This window comes from Nonlabens tegetincola (assembly GCF_002117085.1).
GTDB lineage: Bacteria > Bacteroidota > Bacteroidia > Flavobacteriales > Flavobacteriaceae > Nonlabens > Nonlabens tegetincola.
Map to the genome: position 1 here is coordinate 1,452,769 of NZ_CP019342.1, position 17,379 is coordinate 1,470,147.

At 37.2% G+C, this 17,379-nt stretch carries 6 protein-coding genes; all 6 read right to left on the reverse strand.

Going from position 1 to position 17,379, the window contains the following annotated elements:
• Positions 1-24 precede the first annotated feature (24 nt).
• Entirely contained in the window at positions 25-1,602 is a 1,578-nt protein-coding gene (locus BST91_RS06970; RefSeq protein ID WP_244895586.1) for a sensor histidine kinase, read from the reverse strand.
• Between the two features lie 77 nt (positions 1,603-1,679).
• Complete coding sequence (gene coaE, locus BST91_RS06975; RefSeq protein ID WP_085774932.1) at positions 1,680-2,273, reverse strand: dephospho-CoA kinase; 594 nt, start codon at positions 2,271-2,273, stop codon at positions 1,680-1,682.
• Positions 2,270-3,187 carry a YbbR-like domain-containing protein gene (locus BST91_RS06980; protein WP_085774933.1) on the reverse strand — a complete coding sequence of 306 codons (918 nt, stop codon included), beginning with the start codon at positions 3,185-3,187 and terminating at the stop codon, positions 2,270-2,272. Before BST91_RS06980 ends, coaE begins: the two co-directional genes overlap by 4 nt.
• Positions 3,184-4,176, reverse strand: coding sequence for a glycosyltransferase (locus BST91_RS06985; RefSeq protein ID WP_042280438.1), 993 nt, complete (start codon positions 4,174-4,176; stop codon positions 3,184-3,186). The genes BST91_RS06980 and BST91_RS06985 overlap by 4 nt, the downstream gene beginning before the upstream one ends.
• A 72-nt stretch (positions 4,177-4,248) precedes the next feature.
• The gene (locus tag BST91_RS06990) at positions 4,249-11,229 is read right to left on the reverse strand and encodes a fibronectin type III domain-containing protein (RefSeq protein WP_085774934.1); all 6,981 of its coding nucleotides are present in this window, start codon (positions 11,227-11,229) and stop codon (positions 4,249-4,251) included.
• Between the two features lie 215 nt (positions 11,230-11,444).
• Positions 11,445-17,288 carry a T9SS-dependent choice-of-anchor J family protein gene (locus BST91_RS06995; RefSeq protein WP_085774935.1) on the reverse strand — a complete coding sequence of 1,948 codons (5,844 nt, stop codon included), beginning with the start codon at positions 17,286-17,288 and terminating at the stop codon, positions 11,445-11,447.
• Positions 17,289-17,379: the final 91 nt, after the last annotated feature.

A 17,379-nucleotide genomic window follows, 5' to 3' on the forward strand; every position in this document is an offset into this window, starting at 1 on the left:
AAGTAGTAATTATTTAGTTAATATTTAGGTTAGTAAAGGCAAGTGAATACTAAATGTACTTCCTACACCTTTAGTGCTTTCTACGTAAATTTCTCCATGACAATCATCTAGTATGCGTTTTGCATAGGCTAGACCTAAACCATGTCCTTTTACGTTATGAATATCTCCGGTATGTTCACGGTAAAATTTTTGGAAAATTTTTCTTTGAGCAGCCTTGGACATTCCTATACCGTTATCTCTAACTTTGATAACGACTTTATTTTTAATGTTTTCTGTAAACACATCAATAATTGGTGCTCCTTCAGAATATTTAATAGCATTTTCTAAAATGTTGACAAATACATTGAGAGTATGACTTTGATTGACTAAAACCTCAGTCTTTAACGCTCCAAAATAAGTATTTACAACTCCATTTTTTTCTTCTAAAATCAATTGAATATGAGATATTGCCTCTTCAACAAGTTCATTGACATCTTCTCTATGCTTTTCCAAATTAAGATCACTTTTCTCCAATTTTGAAATTTGAAGAACATTCTCAACCTGACTGTGCATGCGTTTATTCTCTTCCCTAATCATACCCAGATAATTCTTAATTTTTTCTGGATCACTCGCTATTTTTGGGTGTTTAAGACTATCCAAGGCTAGATTTATGGTAGCAATGGGAGTTTTAAACTCATGAGTCATGTTATTAATGAAATCGGTTTTAATTTGAGAAATTTCTTTTTGTTTTTTGGACTGAGTATAAACATGAGCATAAGCCATACCTATAATAGACGTAAAAAGAAATACTAGTAAGGCCATCCAAATAATGGAAGACAAAAGATACTTTTGTCTACCTGGCAAATTAATGGATAACTCATAAGGTTCTACATCCTTTGAATTAGTAGTAAATACGGGATAACTCCAGGTTGCATCCGTTAAAAAATCAAAATTTTCTGAACTTATACGAGTCGCTAGACCATCTTGGTATATAGCAAATTCAAAATCTGTGTCTATCTGTCTTTTTTTAAGTTCCTTCTTTAACAACTCTCTTACTTCATCAACAGAAGTTCTTTGAGTAAGTGGTAAGTAACTATTAAACTCAGACACCATATTACCAATTAAACGCTTTTCATATTCCTCCATTTTTGAAAGCTGTTCATAAGAATTGCGCTGGCTAGCTTTTAAACCATCAATGGTTTTAGCTTGTTGAGAAACTTTAGATTGTTTATTAAATAATTTGGTAAAGGTTACACTATCTAGATCTATGTCTAATAGCTTTGGATTGAGTTTGTAATTTTCTGTGAGTAAACTATTGGAGTAGGTTGTTATTTCCTCTAATTCTTCATTACGTTGAATTAAAATTAATTCACGCACTGTTCTAGAGTCTGGATTACCACCTAGACTATCCTTTAAACTTTGAAATAAATCGTAATAGCGTTCAACTTCCTTTTCTTCTAATTGAGATGCCGCTTCTGCCAATGTTTGCTTAATTGCAAATGAAAACTGTTGCTCTTTCTCATACAGCCCATTCACAATCCAATATATCTGTATAACTAGGATACCACCTAAGGCGATACCCATTACTATCAGATTAAAGAAAACTCCCTTAATATTATTCACGAAACAAAATTAATGAGTATTAATTCTGTTAAAAAGCTTTTAACCTAGTATTAACTTTAATTTTTACTGAGTATAATTCAATTATTTAACAAAAAATCATTTAAATAACATACAAAACGTTTCGTTTGTTCAATATCTTTATTTGGAAGTACGAATTCTGCTTTATTTAATTTTTTTAATTCAGTCCACTGATTCTCCATTCTAGCGATCACTTCCTCTTCAGTAACCTTATCTCTCGCCATGACCCTTTGCACTCTTACCGACCTTGGTGCAGTAATTAAAACTACAGAATCACAAATGGAATCTCCACCACTTTCGTATAAAATAGCGGCTTCATACATTCCATAAACAGCATCTTGAGCGGCTACCCAATCATTAAATTTTAATCTAACTGCAGGATGTATGATTTTGTTAAGCTCTTTCAATAACTCTTTATCATTGAAAACTTTTGAAGCAATAAACTTTCTATTAGGTTGTTCAACACCATCAATCTTGACGTAAGCGTCGTCTCCTAGTAACAATTTTACTTTATTAATTACAGCTTGATCTTTTGCCAAAATTAGTTTTGCTTCATCATCTGCGATAAATAATGGCACACCGTATGATTTAAACATGTTAACCACCGTGGTTTTTCCACTTCCTATTCCTCCTGTAATACCTATTACTCTCATTTTTTTGATACTATCATTACAGTGTTTGGAATAGTTCTAACCCCTTGTAGTTCTTTAATGTTAGAAGAAACTGAAGGTAGAAGCATCAATGAATCTGATAATATTTTTGGTAGCTCCAAGGTTATTGATAAATCCTTACTACTAACCACAGTATTCAATGGTTTGTTTCCTTTTACTTGTAAACTATCAACAGTAAGGTAATAATTATTTGGAATCGAAATATCCTTTAAGCTTTTGGTGGTAGTAAATTCAGTATAGGGTTGAGCTATAAAGGTAATGGTTAATTCATTAGGAGCAACTTTAGCTGCTTTGAAATATTTATTTAAATCCACTTGAACTGTTGTTGTATCACGATCTAACGTGATAGATTCTTTATCCAACACCAAGTCCTTAAAACCTGCTAATTCACCTTCTGCACCAGAAATAAGAACACTATCAATAGAAAATATAGGCTCTTCAACTAGTCTATAGGCATCTTTAAAATCAATGATTAAGTTTTTATCGATAGGTACCTTTTTACTAAGTTTTCTATAAACATCAACAGTAACTGGTTTGTTACTCAAAGAAACCAAACTTAAACCATCAGTCATTTGATTAATTGCAATAAATGCATCGTTAGGAATAAAATGTGGATTAGAATCAGTCCTCACCCATTCTTTAAAATCTAAATTTACTTGATAATTAAACAGCTTTCTATAAATAATACTATAACCCGAACCTCGTACTACAGCAGGAACAGTAATAGTATTATTTTGATTTATAAATTCATATTCGATTGGTAAATTATCCCAATTGATTTCAATATCTACAGTATCTTGATAAGTACTTCCATATTTTAAAATGAACCAAACTATCGCACTTCCTAATATGAATATGAGAAGGACCCCATAATTATTTTTACTTGCCTTAATCATTTAAAGAATAGTTTTGGAAAGGCCTCTTTCTCATTTTTGTTAAGAATTTTAATAGCTATGAAAGAAGTAAGGAAACCGATACCGTATCCATAGAACTGTACCATTGTAGCATACACAGCTTTGAATCCTACACTTATATTATTCTTAATCGTAGCATCAATAAAAATAAGAAAAAAGTAAGCGGTATAGACTAATAACAATTCAACATAACCTAGTAGTGAAAAAACAATACTAAACATAGCTCCCAATATAAAAAGAGAGGGAAACCAAAAGGTAAGTTTTGATGTTTGCGGATGCCATTTATTTAAAATTACCCTAACCTTTCCAAATTTTTCAACTTGCTTTTTAAATAAAGTCCAAGATATTCTTCTTTCATGATAAACATATGCCTTTTTAATAAGCTTAGTTTCATATCCAGATTGCCATAACCGTATACTTAGATCAGGATCTTCACCAGGATGAATCGTACCAAAACCACCAGTATCCTCAAAAGCCTTTTTACTCAATCCCATATTGAAGCTTCTCGGTTGAAATTTACCTAGTTGTTCACCACCACCTCTTATTCCTCCTGTAGTAAGGAAAGATGTCATTGAATAGTTGATCGCTTTTTGTAAATCGGTAAAACTCTCGTGTGCTGCGTCTGGACCTCCATAACAATGTACAAAATCGTTTTTTAAAAATTCATCAACTTCATTCAAGTAATTTTCTGGTATTAAACAATCACTATCCAGAATTATAAAATAATCACCTTGCGCTCTACTCATACCATAATTACGAGAATCACCAGGCCCAGAGTTCGGTTTAAAATAGTATGAAATGTTTACGCTTTCGCGAAAGCGAGAACATACTTTATCAGACTTTGAAGTAGACCCATCTTCTATAATCACAACCTCAAAAGATCTTTCAAAATTTAATTTTTCCAGACTCTTCAACAATTTTTCAAGCTCATCTGGCCGATTGTAAACGGGAATTATAAATGAATAATCAATGCTTTTCACATTTCAAAAATACAAATAAAAAAAGGCCGCACGAGGCGGCCTTTTAAGTATAAAGAAATGAAGTTATTCTTTAATTACTCGTACAGTTTTAGTTGCACCGTTACTAGTAACCTGAATTAAATACATTCCTGTAGAATAAGTCGAAAGATCAATTACCGCATTTTGAGACGCTGGTTTAAGACTAACAACACGTTGACCACTTAGATTCGTTACTGTAACAGAATCTATGGTATTAACAGCGTTAATATTTACCACATCTACAGTTGGGTTAGGATAATAAGTAAATCCTAATTCCTGAGTATTATCAACGCTAGCTGCTGCGTCAATTTCAAATACTCCTACGTGGAAATCGTAATCTTCAACATCATCAACTGCACCATCAGTTGCGTAAATTGCAAATCTTGTAATTCCACTATAAGCGCTAATATCAATTATCTCTCTAGTACCTGTTACAGCAGGCTGATTTGCCACTGTCCACGTAAATAGAGAAGTCCAAGTCACACCATTATCAGTAGAAACTAATAAATCAACCTGATCATCAGATCCCATTGTATCAGTATCTGTAGCATCAGAGATACCCGAAGTTGTCCAGTTAGTAACGGCCACTTCAATCGTAAGTTCATCATTAGAAGTTCCTGATAAATCAAAATCCTCTGAGATTAGCCATTCCTGATCTATATTTTGGAACAAGTTAAGTGCATTTGAATTAACCACTGTACCATTAATATCTGTATAGGCTCTAGAATCTCTCCAGTCAGAAGTTCCTAATCCTGAAGGACCAGAAGCTATATCACCAGATCCTGCTTCATCCCAACAAGTATTAGGTGCATTTTGAGACATATCTGCCGCATAAGGATATGATGTAACCGGTAAACATGCAGTACTGAAGGTAATTGGGCCTACCCATGTACTAAAGTTACCCATTCCACAATCTGCACGCACATAAACTTCATAACTTGTAGAAGCAGTAAGACCGCTTTCAGTCACGGTAGTTGTTGTTGTAGATGTTCCTGCACCTGTAGGAGCACCAGAACCAGCTGTAACTACAACATATTCCCATACAGTTTCAGATCCACCTGCTGTCCAAGATACATCTGCAGTTGTCGCTGTAATATTACCAACAGTAATGTTTGACGGAGTCAAACAACCGTTGAAATCCTCTACAGCTACATCATCTATAGCTATATCTCCACCAAAAGAAGCACCACGTGTACCTCTAAATCTAACAGAAATCGTAGCACCGTTGTATGCTCCTAGTGGAACTATAGCAGTTTGCCAAGCGTCTGTTTGATTTACCTGTTGTTGTCCAACAAGAGTGAACACATCTAGATCCCAACCTGAACCATCATTCACATCAACATGTAACGTATCAAAATCTGGACCCCACATGTGATATGCAAAACTTAATGCTGGATTAGTTAATGCAGTCATGTCAATTAATGGGGACACTAATTCTGCTTCTGAACCTGCACTTCCTGAAGATGCTTCAGTAAAGAAATAATTAGATCCTGTTGCTGCAGCTGTAGGACCTGTATTAGTTGATCCAGTACCACCTGTACTAACATCCCAAGTATATCCTGATGTTTGAGGAGTACTCCAACAATTTTCTTCAACAAATGAAGTGGTAACTGTAAAAGACTCAAAACCTTCTGAATATGGAGCTACAAATGCTGAACAAGCCGTGGTAAATGTTCCAGGACCAGTTGCGTTACTTAAAGTTCCTCCACCACAATCTGCAGTAACATAGAATTCATAACAAGTTTCACTTGTTAAACCTGTAATTGCAAAATTAGAATTAGTTGTAGCTGTTACTTCAAATACGTTAGGATCGGTAGATGCTGTTCCTGGTGTAAATCCACAAGGACCATACTCAACAATCCAAGAAGTAGATGAACCGTTCTCAGTCCAACTTAAATCTGCACTTGCGTCAGTAACATTTGCTACAGTAAGAACAGATGGATTTGGACATGCAGGTAATTCATCCACTTTAAAATCATCAATAGATATATCACCTTCAAAAGTACCATTTGAAGTAGCTATGAATCTAAATTGAACAGTTTGACCAGCGTAAGCGGTTAAATCAACTAATTGTGGTAACCACGGATCAGCCTGAGCTGTTTGCTGTTGACCTGGACCAATAGTAAAAATATTTGTCCAAGAAGTACCATCATAAATTTCAAGGTCTAGTGTACCTATTTCACCACCAAACATGTGGTAAAAGAACTCTACCGATGGCGTCGTTAATCCTGATAAATCAATCAACGGAGTAACTAAGGTTGCAGTATCTCCTACTGCACCACTTGATGCTTCGGTATAGAAATAATTTGATCCTGTATTTGCATTAAGAGGTCCTGTTCCTGTAGAAGGCGTAGAACCACTACCATCAACATTCCAATCGTATGCGCTATCAGATGAAGCTGTCCAACAATCATCTTCTACAAAAGATGTGCTTGTTGCCATATTTTCAAATCCGTTGAAATAAGGAGCTGTAAAAGCTGCACAAGTTGTTGTAAATGGTTCAGGACCTGTGAAAACACTTTCATCACCAACTCCACATCTAGCTAGCACGTAGAATTCATAATCGGTTTCAGGTGTTAATCCTGTAACCTGAACATTGCTATTTGTCAGTACGTTAACTAATGGAATTGCATAAGTGGCTGGGTCTAATGGATCAAAACCTACTGGACCTACAACTACATCCCACTCTGTCTCTGTTGCTCCTGCATCCCAATCAAGGTCTGCAGTAGTGTCTGCAACAGCAACCGTTGATAAATTAGCTGGTTCTAAACAACTAGGCTGTACTTCGTATACAAAGTCGTCAATATACATCGCGTCAAATGCTCCAAACGGATTGAATTTAATAGCTACAAATCCACCAGTTGTTGTAATACTAGTAAAGTTTACGGTTATCAATTCATATTGATCATCCGGTAAATCAGCATTGGCAAAAGTTTGAACACTTGTAAAGGTAGAAGAATCAGTAGGGTCAGTCATAACCCCAACTTCGATTCCTCCTGTATCACGATCATAAGCTTGGAATTTAACTCGTTTGTCATTGCTTAAGTCAGAGAATTCCGGAGAAATCCAGAAGATTTCAGTAGCTGCTGGACTACCGCTATACATGTAAATATGTTGCGAACCAGAATTTGCAATGAAGTCTTCAACTTCAACTAGTGCAGCTGTTGTTCCACTACCTACAATTAAATTTGACTCACAATTATTTAAACCATCTATTGGGTCAGACTCAAAATCGTTAGCATATGGAGCTGTTAACGGAGCACACCTAGTGGTAAATGAGAATGGACCTACCCAATTACTAAATCCACCATTAGGACATGCAGATCTAACATAATAATCATAGGTTGTGTCTGGAGTCAGACCACTAATTAATTCACCTGTATTGGTACTTGTAGTTTGTACTCCTGTAGCACTTGATCCTTGAGTAAATCCAGTTACATCATATTCATATTCCCATGAAGTAGCCGTATCATTTTCATTCCAGAACAAATTAGCTTCAGTAGAAGTAATTGAGTCAGCGTTCAAGTCAGATACGTTAGGACATGTAGGTAATTCATCAACAGTTACGTCATCGATAGATATATCTCCACCAAACGAAGTTCCTCTAGTTCCTCTAAATCTAATTTGAATAGTCATATTCGCGTAAGCAGATAAATCTACTTGTGCAATCTGCCATGGATCAGCCTGATTAGTCTGTTGTTGTCCAGTAAGTGTGAACACATCTAATATCCAAGCAGAACCATCATTAATATCGATTGCAAGATTATCAAAGTCTGGTCCCCACATATGGTAAGCAAATGTCAAGGTAGGCGTAGTAAGTGCAGATAAGTCAATCAAAGGAGAATCTAACTCTGCAACTGCTCCAGTCGTTCCAGAAGAAGCTTCAGTAAAGAAATAATTATTTCCATTGTAAGCTGCTAATGGACCAGTATTAGTAGAGCCTGTACCACCAGTACTCACATCCCAAGTATATCCACTTGTTTGAGGAGTGCTCCAGCAATTTTCCTCTACAAAAGAGGTTGAAACTGTAAAAGCTTCAAATCCTTCAAAATAAGGAGCTGCAAACGCCGCACAAGCTGTTTGAAAACTTACTGGACCTGACCAAGAGGAGAATCCAGCAGCCCCAGAACAATCTGTTCTTACGTAAACATCATAATCTGTAAAAGCCGTAAGACCCGTTGCAGTATTTCCTGTTGTTGTTGAAGTTGCTGTACCACTAGTAGTTGCATCAGGTGGTGTACTTCCAGCTGGTACTATAATATATTCAAAATTAGAAGCAGCTGTTGCATTGGTGTCATTAAAGTCAATATCTACAGTTGTATCTGTAATATTAGATAATGCTATTTGATTAGGTGGAGAACAAAAGGCTCCACAAGTTTCAATTCTCATTAAATCTATAGCTATATCAGCTGCAAATCCAGTGCTACCAGGAGCTTCTTGACCTGTAATTTGTAAATAAATTGTTTGTCCTAGGTATGCATCAAGATTAACACCTACTGGCGCCCACGGATCAGATCCAGCAGTTTGTAATTGACCTTGCGCAGTAAATACATTAGTCCAAGGACCTGTAGGTGAGTTAGAAACATTTACTTCAAACGTATCCACTTCAGCACCGTAAGCAAAATAATAAAAAGATAGTTCAGCACCGTCAGTTGCAAAACTTAGATCAATTGCTGGTGAAACTATTTCGGCAACTGTGAATGTTCCACTAGTTTCTAAATACGCAAATCCGCCTCCACTAAAAGGAGCGTCAGGACCAGTGCCTGTAGAAGTTGGTGAAATCGCTCTATTAAAATTCCATAAACCAGCAGTAGTAGTTCCTACTCCTATGTCGCCCGTCCAACCATTATCATTGCTTTCAAATTCTTCTTGAAAAACAAATACATTGTCACCACTAGGACATGTAACTCCTTGAGGTGGTAAAAACGCCGTTCTAAAGGTTGCTGGACCGGTTTGTGTACTTAATGTACCAGAACCACAGTCTGCAACTACGTAGAAATCATAGGCTGTATTAGGCATAAGACCTGTTAAAGTGAATGGATTTGTACCTGCAGTAACTTCAAATACATTAGGATCTGTTGAAGCTGTACCTGGTGTAAAACCAGTTGGACCATATTCAATTATCCATGATGTTTCTGAACCTTGACTAGTCCAAAGAACTTCAGCATCATTTGCATTTAATACACCTGTACCTAATAAAGCAACTGGTGCACAAGCAGGGGCTTCCTCTATACTGAAGTCATCAATTGCCATATCTCCAGTTGTAAATCCTGCTCTGGTAGATACAAATCTTACTTGAATATCTCCTGAATAACCAGCTAAGTTAATGATCGCATTTTCCCATGGATCAGATCCTGAAGTTTGAATTTGTCCAGAAGTCGCAAATAAACCTGTTTGCCAAGCACTTCCATCCCAAACATCAACACTTAAGCTTCCCATATTTGCTCCATATAAGAAATAAGCAAATTGAACAGACGGTTCAGTTAAACCATCTACATTAATAATTGGAGAAAATAATGTTGCAGTATCTCCATCTGAACCTAGAGTTTCAGTAAACATATAGTTAGTACCGCTGTTAGCAGCATCAGGTCCTGTTCCCGTTGAAGGTGTTGTACCTGAAGTGGAAACAGCCCATTCATATTGACTGAATGTATTGGTTGAAACAAATTCTGCTGACCAGCAGTTTTCTCTTGAAAAATTTGTTGTACCAGTAAAAGATTCAAAATCTTCCACATAAGGCATGGCAGTTGTAGCAGTCAATGGAAGACATTGAGTAAAAACTGTTATTTGTTCTGCTGTACTGTAATCTGGTAAATTAGGATCACAAACCTCTCTTACATAAACATCATACTCAGTATCCGGAGTTAAAGAAGTAATTGAGTAATTTGCACTATTTGATGTTACCACGGTACCTTGAGCAGGTGAATCAAATGGAGTGGTAATCGTTCCTACAGGAGCATAATTAATTTCCCATTCTGTTGACCCAGTTTGTCCTGCAGACCATGAAATATCAGCAGAATCTGGACCTACAAAAACAGATTCTAAACTAGAAACTGGAAAACAACTTATTAAAGTACAAGCTTGATATGGTCCAGACCATAAACTTAAATCACCAGCTCCACAATCAATTTGCACAAAGAAGTCGTAGCACGTGTCAGAAGCCAATCCAGTAACATCTGCAAAAGGAGCAGTAAATTGCTGAACAACAGTTCCTTGACCAGTTCCTGGTGTAGTTATCACTCCTTGTAAAGCGTACTCAATATTAACTACTGGATTTGGGTTACCATTTGAATCCCATACAAATGAGATGCTATTAGAAGTATTTGTTACAGGAGCAAAGTTTGAAGCAGATGGACAAGACTCTGTTGTTGTAAACGTTACAGGACCTTGACATGCACTGAAATCTCCATTACCACAATCAGCAATTACATAAACATCATATGACGTAACAGAACTTAAACCTGAAAGCGTTGCTGGATTAGAATTTACAGTAACCTGAGTTCCACCTGAACCACAAGTATAGGGACTAATACCATATTCTATTATCCAAGACGTTTCGCTTCCTCCAGCAGTCCAAGCTATCTCTGCCGAATCAGCGACAACATTTCCTGCCGTTATGTTACTTACAGCTGGACAAGTTGGACAAGTGGCATTTCCACTAAAAATAGCCATTCCTCCAGAATTGTTAAATCCTGCATCATAGACTAATATTCCTTCAGAATCCAATAATCTAAATGTTCCATCTCCAGGAAATTGTGTTGGTCGATAATCAATAACCAACGCATCTCCGTCATTAACTGTTATGCTGTAAGTTTCAACAGCTGGTGGATTTGCACTACCAGTTTGAATAGCATAAGTGGTGGTTGTTCCGGCTACGGTGACATCAACACCAGTATTTGCCGTAAGGTTACCTCCTGAAACCCAGTCGTTACCGAGGTTATCGGTAAGTTCTAAGGTATAATTACATTGAGCCGAGACGGCGAATGTAATCAAGAGAGCACTTAGTAATAAGTAAATTTTTCTCATGGGTTAAATTTTGTTAAATTATCTGTTCAAAATAGTGAATTCTCCAAACACATGATAACAGTATCTTAACATATTCGATGTAATCAATATTCAACCGACAAAATGTTCTTTGTCTAGTAAGCTAATCGATTTTTAATTTTTACTGATAATTACGCTTTCACGAAAGCATAAAAAAAGGCCGCACAAGGCGGCCTTCTAATTGAATTAAATTAAATCTATTCTTTAATCACACGTACAGTTTTTGTAGCTCCATTGCTTGAAACTTGAAGCAAATACATTCCTGTTGAATAAGTAGAAAGATCCACCACAGCGTTTTGAGATGCTGGTTTGTAACTTACTACTTGCTGACCACTTAGATTTGTTACTACTATGCTATCAATAGTATTTACTGCTGATATGTTAACTATGTCCACCGTTGGGTTAGGATAATAAGTAAATCCTAATTCCTGAGTGTTGTCAACACTTGCAGATGCATCTATTTCAAAAACACCTACATGGAAGTCATAATCTTCAGTATCATCCACAGCACCGTCGGTTGCATATATTGCAAACCTTGTAATACCTGTGTAGGCACTTATGTCTATCGTTTCTCTAGTACCTGTAACAGCTGGCTGATTAGCCAATGTCCAAGTAAAGATTGAACTCCATGTCGCACCATTATCTGTCGAAACCATAAGATCTACTTGATCGTCGGATCCCATCGTATCTGTATCAGCAGCTGTAGAAGTTCCAGAAAAAGTCCAGTTGGTAACAGCCACTTCTATCACTAATTCATCATTGGAAGCACCTGATAAGTCAAAATCTTCAGAAATTAACCATTCTTGATCCACAGATTGATATAAATTCATCGCATTAGAGTTGATCACGTTTCCGTTGATGTCGGTATACGCTCTACCATCTCTCCAATCAGAAGCACCAAAATTAGATGGACCACTAGTTATATCACCTGAACCTGCTTCATCCCAACAATTATTAGGAGCATTTTGAGACATATCTGCTACATAAGGATAACTGGTTACCGGAGAACAGTCTGTTCTAAAGGTTAGAGGACCAATAAAGTTTGTATCACAGTCTGCTCTTACATAAACGTCGTATTCTGTATCAGCGCTTAATCCTGATTCTGTATAAGGTATTGAAGTCGCATTACTTGTACCAGCAACCGGTGCAGCGCTACCTTGAGGCAACACAACTACTTCCCATGCCGTAGAAACTGGTATATTATTATCAGTCCAGCTTACTGTAAGACTTGAGGCTGTAGAACTGTCTAATACGATGTTAGATACGTTCACACAAGATGGTCTAGGTATACAGTTATAATTTGCTTCCCAACCAGCAGCAGTTACACTACCGTCTGATGTGAACTCTATTGTAATCGCACCATCTGTATTAAGTCCTTGGAAAACTGCTGGGTTTTCTAAATCAGCTTCTAGCACAGGAGCACTTGTATCTAATCCATCATAGATAGTAAGAGTATCACAACAATTCTCTAGATCTACCAATGTAAAGTCTAACTCAACGATATTAGTGGCAACATCTGGTACGTAAGTAATTGTATAGTTTTCTCCATTTGAGTAATCTCCAGTAGCTCCACCTGTATCATAAACCGTGTCACCACAAACAGCACTTGTAGTAAAGGTAACTGGACCTTCATAAGGACTTGTGTTTCCAACTGAACATACAGCACGTACATAGACATCATAATCTGTACCTGAAGTTAATGTAGATAATGTGTAAGGATTAGTTGTAACACCAGCATCTGTTGGTGTTCCTGTAGGAGTTGTACCAGCTGGTACTACCTCAATATCCCATTCAGTTTCAGAACCACCATTTGTCCAACTAACCTCTGCACCAGTAGCTGTAATATTCCCAATAGTAATTGCAGATACTTCTGGACACGAAGGAATGTCTTCGATTACGACATCGTCGATATACATTCTCCAACCATCAGTTCCATTAGGTGGTACTCTCCATGCTATGTAAACATCACCAGTAAAAGATGATAAATCAACTACCTGTTCTTGGTAAGTTGTATTAGAATACAAATTCACAGGTACAATAGTGTTAGTAAAATCTGCTGCTGCATTACCAGTTGTAGATAAAAGTACTTCCATATCATTAGGTTCGTTAGCACTTTGCACTCTATACTGATAAATCAAACGCTGGCCACCAGTAAGTGTAATTGCAGGTGATATCAAGTAATCATCATCTACACCACCATTAAAGTCTGTATTCATTGCAGCTACCTCATCACCTTGGAAGGTGTTGAAAGAGTAATCTAGATCCCATTGATCTCCATCTCCATTTTCATCTAGAACGGTCCAACATCCTTGAGTAGCACTACTGCTATCAAAGGTTTCGTTAAATGGCACACTAAATGCATTACACGAGGTTCTAAATGATGTTGACACCGACCAAGGGCTAAATCCACCAGATGGACAAGCTGATCTGATATATACATCGTATTCCGTATTATCAATTAATCCAGTTAATGTAAAAGGATTCGTAGTAACCGTTATTAATGTTCCTGTCCCTAATACAAATCCTGCTGGTCCATATTCAACTTCCCAAGAAGTAGCAGTGCCTTGTTCTGTAAAATCTATATCAACAGCATCAGTTGTAATGTTTGATGTATTAATTGCTATAGGCTCGTTACAACTAGGTATCGTTTCAAATCTTACGTTATCTATGTACATAACCCAACCATCAGTACCATTTGGTGGTATTCTGAAAGCAACATAAACATCACCTGAATAAGCAGACAAATCAATAGTTTCTGTCATGTACGTTGTGTTGCTATATTGAGTTACTGGAAGAAGTTGCGTTGTAAAATCTGCAGCATTTGTACCAGTTGTAGAGATAAGAACCTCCATATCATTAGGTTCATTGGCACTACGAACTCTATAATCATATCTAACTCTCTCATTTCCAGTCAATGTAATTGCTGGAGAAATTAGGTAATCATCATCAACACCTCCGTTAAAATCAGTGTTCATAGAAGCAGATTCATCTCCTTCACTAGGTGCAAATGTATCATCAAACTGCCATTGATCACCATCACCATTTATGTCTAATACAGTCCAACAATCTTGAGTACTGCTTGTAGAATTAAATGATTCAGTAAATGGAATACTAAAAGCATTACAAGCTGTTCTTGCTAATACTGCATTAGCAGTCCAACTACTTTGATCTGTTGTTGAACAAATAGCTCTTAAGTAAAAATCATACTCTGTATTGTCAGTAAGACCAGTAACTGTAAATGGATTTGTAGTAGCCGTAACAACTGTTCCAGATCCTTGCCCAGCTCCAGGCGCTGTGTATTCAATTTCCCATTCTGTTTCAGAACCACCAGCTGTCCATGAGAATTCAATCGAATCAGATGAATTGGTTACTGTTGCAAAATTAAAAGGAGTTGGACAGGCCGGAGCTTCTAATAGTTCTATATTATCTATAGCAATGTCTCCTTCAAAAGTACCAGCAGAAGTTCCAACAAAAACCAGTTGAACACTTTGACCAGCAAACGCATTTAATGAAACAAGGAAGTTTTGGAAAGGATCCGTATCAGCCTGTTGTTGTTCTCCAGAAATTGAGAACACACTTGTATCTGTTCCACCTGCTCTAATAAATAATTCAAGCGTTCCTATATCACCTCCAAACATATGGTAATCAAATGAAACAGCAGGAACTGTTAATGCAGATAGATCATAAATAGGAGAAACTAATTCTGTAGTATCTCCAGCTGAACCGTTAGAACCTTCTGTATAAAAATAATTACCAGTTGTAATTGAAGGAGCTGGTCCAGTTCCACTCGAAGCTGTTAATGTACCAGGTGCTAAAACCCAAACAAATGATCCCGATGAGCTTGCCTCCCAACAGTTTTCAGAGGTAAAAGCATCAGCTGTGCCAGGGAATGTATTTGTTGTAGGCGTAAAACCTGTCTCAAAATCAATAACAGCTGGGGCTGTAAATGGCAAACATAATGTTTGCACACCTATAGGTCCTGTCCATGTACTGAAGTCAGTAGTTGAACAAGCTGCTCTTATATAAAATTCGTAACCTGTATTATCTGTTAATCCAGATACAGTAAATGGATTTGTGGTAGCTGTTACTACAGTACCTGACCCTTGACCTGCGCCTGGTGCAGTATATTCTATTTCCCATTCAGTTTCTGTTCCACCATTTGTCCATGCTAATTCAACAGAGTCAGAAGTTGCGCTATTTACAACTAAACTAAGTGGTCTCGGACAAGAAGGTGCTTCAACGAAACCTACGTTGTCAATCGCAATATCACCTTCAAATGTTCCAGCTGATGTTGCTTCAAACACTACTTGAACAGTTTGACCTGCATAAGCCGCTAATGGTAATATTAATGATTCAAATGGATCAGTATCTGAAGTTTGTTGTTCACCTGATATTGAGAAAATATTAGTATCTGTTCCTCCTGTTCTTACGATTACATCAAGTGTACCTATATCACCACCGAACATGTGATAGTCAAAAGAAACCGCTGGGACTGTAAGTCCAGAAAGGTCAACCTGAGGTGAAACTAATGTAGTAGTATCACCTGCTGTTCCACTCGAAGCTTCTGTATAAAAATAGTTACCTGTAGTAACTGATGGGGCTGGACCTGTTCCTCCTGATGCTGTTAAAGTACCTGGAGCTAAAACCCAAACAAAATTTGCCGAAGAACTAGCTTCCCAACAATTTTCATTAGTAAATGCATCTCCAGCTGATGGAAATGTACTTGTTGTAGGCGTAAAACCTGTTTCGAAATCAACAGTTAAAGGAGAAGAAAACGGCAAACATAATGTAGTAAAAGACACTAATTCCCAACTACTGAAATCAGGTAAATTAGGGTCACAAATACCACGTACATAAACTTCATAGACAGTTGCATCAGTCAATCCTGACAGTGAGGTTGATGGTGTGGTAGGATTAGGAGAAACGGTTGTTCCTTGCCCTGTACCTGGATTGGTTATAACTCCAGCCACAGCCCATTCAACTTCCCATTCCGTCTCTACTCCACCAGCAGTCCATGAAATATCAGCACTTGAAGTTTGTATGTTACTAGTTGTAAGACCTGTTACTACAGGACAAGATATCGCTGTTGTGGCCACATAAGGTCCAGACCAACTACTTAAATCTCCATTTCCACAATCAATTTGAACCCAAAATTCATATTCAGTATCTGACATTAACCCACTAACAATCGCAAGTGGTGCAGTGAATTGCTGTTCTTGTTGACCTTGTCCAGTACCTGGAGTTGTAATTGTTCCTGTTGGAGCATAATTAACATTAAATGTAGGATTACTATTACCCCTTGCGTCCCAAGTAAATTGTATTTCAAACGCACTTTCTGTAATAGGTGCAAAAGCTCCAGGAGCAGGACAAGATTCAGTCGTAGTACCTTGTATAGGTCCTTGACTGTTACTTATATCAGTTCCAGGTGTACAAACTGCTCTTACATAAAAATCATAAGTTGTTTCTGAAGTTAATCCAGGAACCGTGAAAGGATTTGAAGTTGCAGAAACTACAGTACCTCCAGATCCTACAGTATATGGACTCACTCCGAATTCTATTTCCCATTCTGACTCTGAACCTCCATTTGTCCAGCCTAATTCTATCGAATCGGCAGCTGCATTGTTAACCACAAGTGCGGTTACTACGGGACAAGTTGGACAACTCGCAGGTGCCGCATACAACGCCGTTCCTCCCGAATTGTTAAATCCAGCATCATAAAGAACAATACCTTCAGAATCTAATAATCTAAACGTTCCGTCTCCTGGAAAACTTGTAGGACGATAGTCCACGTTTACCGCGTCTCCTGTATTTACAGTAATATTATACGTTTCGGTTACTGGAGTCCCAGCATTACCGGTTTGGATTTGGTATGTGGTTGTTACACCTGCAACGGTGACATCCACACCCGTGTTAGCCGTAAGATTCGCCCCAGACACCCAATCATTACCTAGATTATCGGTAAGTTCTAGAACATAATCACACTGGCTGTAGCTGACTATACTAAATAGAAAAGCTACTAGAACAAGTAATTTTGTTTTCATGTTAAGTTTGATTTTAATTTGTCTGCACAAGATACTATTTAACTTTCACTTAACAATTATCTAACATGTTATCTTTTTTAACTTTTTATTA

Excerpts from the sequence above, each read along its gene's own strand:
- coaE (WP_085774932.1), bottom strand. The coding sequence starts at position 2,273 with ATGAGAGTAATAGGTATTACAGGAGGAATAGGAAGTGGAAAAACCACG.
- BST91_RS06980 (WP_085774933.1), bottom strand. The coding sequence starts at position 3,187 with ATGATTAAGGCAAGTAAAAATAATTATGGGGTCCTTCTCATATTCATA.
- BST91_RS06990 (WP_085774934.1), bottom strand. The coding sequence starts at position 11,229 with ATGAGAAAAATTTACTTATTACTAAGTGCTCTCTTGATTACATTCGCC.
- BST91_RS06995 (WP_085774935.1), bottom strand. The coding sequence starts at position 17,288 with ATGAAAACAAAATTACTTGTTCTAGTAGCTTTTCTATTTAGTATAGTC.